Annotated in this window: 6 protein-coding genes; 4 read left to right on the forward strand and 2 right to left on the reverse strand. The window is 74.0% G+C overall.

The genetic code is table 11. The annotated features are described in order from the left end of the window. Positions 1–267: DUF3040 domain-containing protein (locus E1298_RS50955; protein ID WP_131903276.1), on the reverse strand; the 267-nt coding region annotated here is incomplete at its 3' end. A 57-nt stretch (positions 268–324) separates the two neighbouring features. Further along, a complete protein-coding gene (locus tag E1298_RS43750) occupies positions 325–1,929 on the reverse strand; it encodes a glycoside hydrolase family 10-like protein (RefSeq protein WP_131903277.1) in 1,605 nt (534 codons plus the stop codon). A 283-nt stretch (positions 1,930–2,212) separates the two neighbouring features. On the opposite strand from E1298_RS43750, the gene E1298_RS43755 reads away from it, so the two are divergent. The 4 genes from E1298_RS43755 (at position 2,213) to E1298_RS43770 (ending at position 5,163) form a co-directional block, all read left to right on the forward strand. Next, positions 2,213–3,238, forward strand: a complete 1,026-nt coding sequence (locus tag E1298_RS43755) for an Rv2578c family radical SAM protein (RefSeq protein WP_243726207.1) — start codon at positions 2,213–2,215, stop codon at positions 3,236–3,238. Then, positions 3,235–3,660, forward strand: a complete 426-nt coding sequence (locus E1298_RS43760) for a hypothetical protein (RefSeq protein WP_131903279.1) — start codon at positions 3,235–3,237, stop codon at positions 3,658–3,660. The genes E1298_RS43755 and E1298_RS43760 overlap by 4 nt, the downstream gene beginning before the upstream one ends. A 251-nt stretch (positions 3,661–3,911) precedes the next feature. Beyond that, the gene (locus tag E1298_RS49950) at positions 3,912–4,121 is read left to right on the forward strand and encodes a hypothetical protein (protein ID WP_207945211.1); all 210 of its coding nucleotides are present in this window, start codon (positions 3,912–3,914) and stop codon (positions 4,119–4,121) included. Between the two features lie 211 nt (positions 4,122–4,332). Continuing rightward, the gene (locus E1298_RS43770; protein WP_131903280.1) at positions 4,333–5,163 is read left to right on the forward strand and encodes a phytanoyl-CoA dioxygenase family protein; all 831 of its coding nucleotides are present in this window, start codon (positions 4,333–4,335) and stop codon (positions 5,161–5,163) included. Positions 5,164–5,354: the final 191 nt, after the last annotated feature.

The raw sequence follows: 5,354 nt of genomic DNA on the forward strand, positions 1-5,354 counted from the left end.
GGCTTGGCGGACGGATCGAGGATCCCGCCGCCGCGCACGTCGGCCACCAGCCGGGTCGGGTCGACGGGGGCGCAGCCGGCGCGCTTGCCGTCCACCCGGTACACCGCGTAGGACGCGGCGCCCTGCGGCGGCCGCGATCAGCCGGACGCGGCGTCCGCGCCGGGCGGCGCCGAGCCGTGAGAGGCGGTGCGCCAGCCGCGGGTCGTCCTCGCTCAGGCGGACCTCGATCTGCGTGAGGATCCGCTGCTCCTCCATCGACAGCGCCATTGCTCATACCTCCGGGGGGCGTTCAAGTGCCTAGTTCCTGCCCACGGAGCAAGATCATTATCCTTCGGGGGCGGTAACCGTTGCACCACGGCCCGGGGGGCTCTCGTGGTGGAGGCGGTCCAGCGCGGTGACGTAGTAGGTGTAGGAGCGGCCCGGCTTGGCGGACGGATCGAGGATCCCGCCGCCGCGCACGTCGGCCACCAGCCGGGTCGGGTCGACGGGGGCGCAGCCGGCGCGCTTGCCGTCCACCCGGTACACCGCGTAGGACGCGGCGCCCTGCGACGGCCGCCAGTCCACGCGCACGCCCTTGCCGTCCGGGCGGGCCTTGAGGTCCTGGACGGCGGGCGGCGCCTGCCCGCCGCGGCCCTGCACCGGCGGCGGGACGGCCGGGCGGGAGTAGTGGTCGGCGCGCAGCCGGGAGGCGAATCCGCGGCGGTCGGCGGCGATGTCGGCGGCGCTGAAGAACACATCGCCGCGCACCTGCGGGTAGCGGGCGTTCAAGGCCAGGTGCCGCGACAGCTCGGCGGGTTTCTTCCAGGTGGCGTCCTGGCCGACGCGGTAGCCGGCCTGCCCGATGGTCAGCTGCACGCCGGTGCCCTGGACCTGCCGCGCCCACCAGGCGACGAGCTTGGCGTAGTCGGCGCGCTTGTCGCCGATCGGCCAGTACAGCTGCGGGGTGACGTAGTCGATCCAGCGCCGCTGGATCCACTTGCGGGTGTCGGCGTAGATGTCGTCGTAGCTCTGCAGGGCGCTGGTGGGCGATCCGGCGGGGTCGGAGGTGGCGTTGCGCCACACCCCGAACGGGCTGATGCCGAACCGCGTCCACGGCTTGGCCTGGTGGATCTGCCGCGACAGCGACTCCACGAGGGTGTCGACGTTGCGGCGCCGCCAGTCGGCCCGCTTCATGCCCTGGCCGTAGGTCTTGTAGGAGGCGGTGTCGGGGAAGTCGCCGGACTCGGGGTAGGGGTAGAAGTAGTCGTCGAAGTGGACGGCGTCGATGTCGTACTTGCGGACCACGTCCATCACGGCCCTGGTCGCCAGGTCGCGGACCTGCGGCAGGCCCGGGTCGTACCACAGGCCCGTCCCGTACTTGCGGACCCAGTCGGGGTGCCGGCGCGCGGGGCTGGTGGGGGCGAGCTTTTTCAGGTCGTCCTGCCGGCTGACGCGGTAGGGGTTGAACCAGGCGTGGAACTCCAGGTTGCGGGCGTGCGCCTCCTTGAGCATGAACGCCAGGACGTCGTAGCCGGGGTCCTTGCCCTGCTTGCCGGTGAGCCACTGCGACCACGGCTCGTACGGGGAGGGGTAGAACGCGTCGGAGTTCGGGCGGATCTGCACGAACACCGCGTTCATGTTCATCGCCCGGGCGGTGTCGAGCAGCTTGACGAACTCGGCGCGCTGCCTGGCGGCGGGCTTGGCGGGGTCCTTGGGCCAGTCGATGCCGGCGACGGTGGCGATCCACATGCCGCGCAGTTGCCGGGCCCGCGAGTCGCCGGGAGCGGCGATCTTGGCGCACTCGGCCTTGGCGTCCGCCTGGACGGGCGCGGGCCCGCCGGCCTTGCGCTCGTCGGTGCCGCCGAGCGCGGGCATGCCGCAGCCCGCCAGCGCGGCCGCCGCCAGTGCGGCCGCCAGTGCCCCGATTCCCGTCCGTGCTCGCGATGCCATAGCGAGCCATTGTTACGCACTCGTTGCGATGGTTCGTACGGAACGGCGATCCCGGCGTGGCGCACCCCGGCCGAGGTGATCTTCCGGACGCCCGCGCCGGGTCCGGCCGCCGCGCGGGCCCGGTTCCCCCGGTCGCGACGCGCCGTCCGGGACGCCGTCCAGCGGAGGCGGGCCTGCGCCGACGCCGCGGCGCGCCGGGGGCGCGGCGGCGTTGCGATCTTCGAACACATGTTCCATACTGGCCGGACGAATCGATTCGTTCATGTGTTCGATGGAGGTGGGTGTGCGCTGGGATCACCTGCGCCTGGTGCCGGACCCGGCCGCGGCGGCGGCGCCGCTGATCGAGCGGCGGGCGGTGACGCGCACGTTCGACACCCCCGGGTTCCGCGGCATGACCTTCTACGAGGTGCACGCCCGGTCGGTCATCAACAAGGTGCCCGCCGCCTCGCGCATGCCGTTCCAGTGGACGATCAATCCCTACCGGGGCTGCTCCCACGCGTGCGTGTACTGCTTCGCCCGCAAGTCCCACGAGTACCTGGACCTGGACGCGGGCGCCGACTTCGACTCGCGGATCGTGGTGAAGGTCAACGCGGCCGAGCGGGTGCGGGCCGAGCTGGCCGCGCCCCGGTGGCGGGGCGAGCACATCGCGATGGGCACCAACGTCGACTGCTACCAGCGCGCCGAGGGTCGCTACCGCCTGATGCCGGGGATCCTGGAGGCGCTGCGCGACGCCGGCAACCCGTTCTCGATCCTGACCAAGGGGTCGCTGATCCTGCGCGACCTGCCGATCCTGCGGGAGGCGGCCGCGCGCACGCAGGTCGGCGCGGCGGTGTCGGTGGGTTTCGTGGACGAGGAGCTGTGGCGGCTGATCGAGCCGGGCACGCCGGCGCCGCGCAAGCGGCTGGAGGTGTGCGCGGCGCTGAACGCGGCGGGCGTGCGCTGCGGGGTGCTGATGGGGCCCGTCCTGCCCTACCTGTCCGACTCCCCCGCCCAGCTGGAGGCGGCGGTGCGGCGGATCGCCGAGGCGGGCGCGGCGTCGGTGACGGTGATCCCGCTGCATCTGCGCCCGGGTGCGCGCGAGTGGTTCCTGGGGTGGCTGCGCCGGCACCGCCCGGAGCTGATCGTCCCGTACGCGCGCCTGTACGGCGGCGGGGCCTACGCGCCGAAGCGGTACCGGGACGGCATCAGCGCGCGGGTGCGCGAGCTGGCGGCCGAGTACGGGATGGACCGCTCGCCGCCCCCTCCGGCGGCGCACCGCTCCGTGCGGCCGCCGGCGGACGAGGGCCCGCACCAGCTGACCCTCCTGTGAACCCGGGCCCGGCGGCCCGCCAGGGGTGCTGCGGGTCAGGGGCCGAGCGCAGCAGGTCGTGGGCGCCGTGCGGGACCGTCCCGCACGGGGAGGCGCCGTGGGAGTGCCTGCACGCGGTGCTGCGGGAGTGGCAGGGGGCGATCCAGTCGGCGCTGCCGGGCCTGCGGGCGCTGCGGCTGATCGAGCCGGCGCCGGCGCCGCGGTCACGGCTGCACGACAAGCGCGAGAGGATGCGTGATGAGATCACCGGCGCGCTGCGGGAGCGGCCAGCGCCGGGACTGGACACCTTCACCGCCGATCTGCTGACGGCGGCGGCCATCGCGCTGGACGCGGCGGGCCGGGGATGGCTGCGCTCCGGCGGGACGGCCGATCGCGCGGCCCTGCTCGACCGCGCGTTCGCCCTCTTGTCCCCCGCGCCCTGAATCGCCGCCGACCGGGGCGGGCTCGGGGCCAGGGGCGGCGGACGGTCGGCTTGGGGCCGCGCCGCCGGCCTGGGCCTTGCGGTCTGGTTCTCGCCCTTTCTCGCCCTACCCGCTGGAGCTGACCGCCGGGGGACGCTGCCGCTGTCCGCCGACGGCCTGGGCGCTCGCGGCCTGGAGATCGTCGAGTACGACCGGGACACCCGTGCACCCGTCCGGTCGAAGGGTGCGTCCGCGACGAGGCCGGTCTGGCCGTGTACCCGCGCGAGCCGCTGGAGGCGTTCGACGCCGGCGGCATCGACGGCGCCTTCGTGTTCGCCTTCGCGCTGCATCACCACCCGCGCCGGGACGGCGAAGGCGGTCCCGGCGGCGTTCTCGCGGACGTGGCTTCGGTCCGACGGCAACGACGCGGCGAGGCGGCGAGGCGGCGTCACCGTTCGCGTTCGCCGGGGCCATGCGGGTGAAGCTGGGCGCGGTCTGGCGTCTTCGAGCGGGCCGTAAACGGGTTGGCGCCTCACCGGCTGCTTGCTAATTTGCGCAGCAGCCGTACTGGGCTGGTGCTCCTTCAGCCGCCGTGCGGCCGCCCGCCTCCGCTCCATTGTCGAATCGACATGGATTGACAGCCGTTCACGCCCGCACCGTCCAGGTGCCGGGTCCGGTTCCGGGAGCTCCGCCATGAACAGCACAGATCTTCGGTCCCACTTCGCCGAGCATGGGTTCGTCCGGCTCGCCCAGGGTTTCGCGCCCGAGGTGGCGTCCGCTCTGGCGCGGGACCTGTGGGGGGAGCTGGAACGCAGGCACGGCATCCGCCGGGAGGACCGGTCGACCTGGACCGTCACCGAGCCTCGCGGGCTGGGGGCCCTGAGCAGGCGGGGCGTCTTCGACACGATGGCCGCCCCCGCGGTGACGGCGGCGATCAGTGAGCTGGTGGGGTATGAGGACTGGGCTCGGCCCGCGGTCTGGGGCACCCCGCTGGTGACGTTCCCGCGCCGGGCGGCGTGGGATGTGCCGGCCGGCGGCTGGCACATCGACTACCCCCTGCGGGGCGCGGCCGGAGCGGCGCTGGCGCTCAAGTGGCTGGCCTATCTGGTGCCCGTCGCCGAGCAGGGCGGCGGCACTGTCGTGCTGTCCGGTTCCCATCGGCTGGCCGCGAAGTTCCTGCGGGAGGCCGCCGCGGCCGAGCCGGGCCGCTCACCTACCGTCCGCGATGCGATCTTCGGATCCCATTCCTGGCTGCGCGGCATCCGGCGGCCGGGCGAGCCGGGCGAGCGGGCCCGGCGGCTGATGGAGGACGGAGCGACCGTCTCGGGTATCGCGCTCCGCGTGGTCGAGCTGACCGGCCGTCCCGGCGACGTGGTCTTCATGCACCCCCACCTGTTCCACGCCGCCGCGCCCAACAGCTCATCGTCGCCCCGGTTCATGGTCACCGGCGGCCTCATCACCCCCACCGGTGACGTCGGTCCAGAACGCCCGGACACGGCACGATCCGCGGCGAACCCGTCCTGAGGGACGGCCCGGCCGACGCGGCCGGGATCCGTCCGGACACCGATCGGTTGTGCGGGGCTGTGAGTGCCTGCGTCCGCTTCGGTCCCCGGCCGTGGCCGGTCAGGGTGAGGGCGCAGCGGTCGGCGCCGCGGCCCGGCCACAGGCCGCGGCGGAAACCCGTATGGGGCGGGTTCAGGGTGCGGGGTCAGGGG

The organism is Actinomadura rubrisoli (assembly GCF_004349215.1).
GTDB classification, from domain to species: domain Bacteria; phylum Actinomycetota; class Actinomycetes; order Streptosporangiales; family Streptosporangiaceae; genus Spirillospora; species Spirillospora rubrisoli.

Excerpts from the sequence above, each read along its gene's own strand:
- E1298_RS43770 (WP_131903280.1), top strand. The coding sequence starts at position 4,333 with ATGAACAGCACAGATCTTCGGTCCCACTTCGCCGAGCATGGGTTCGTC.
- E1298_RS43750 (WP_131903277.1), bottom strand. The coding sequence starts at position 1,929 with ATGGCATCGCGAGCACGGACGGGAATCGGGGCACTGGCGGCCGCACTG.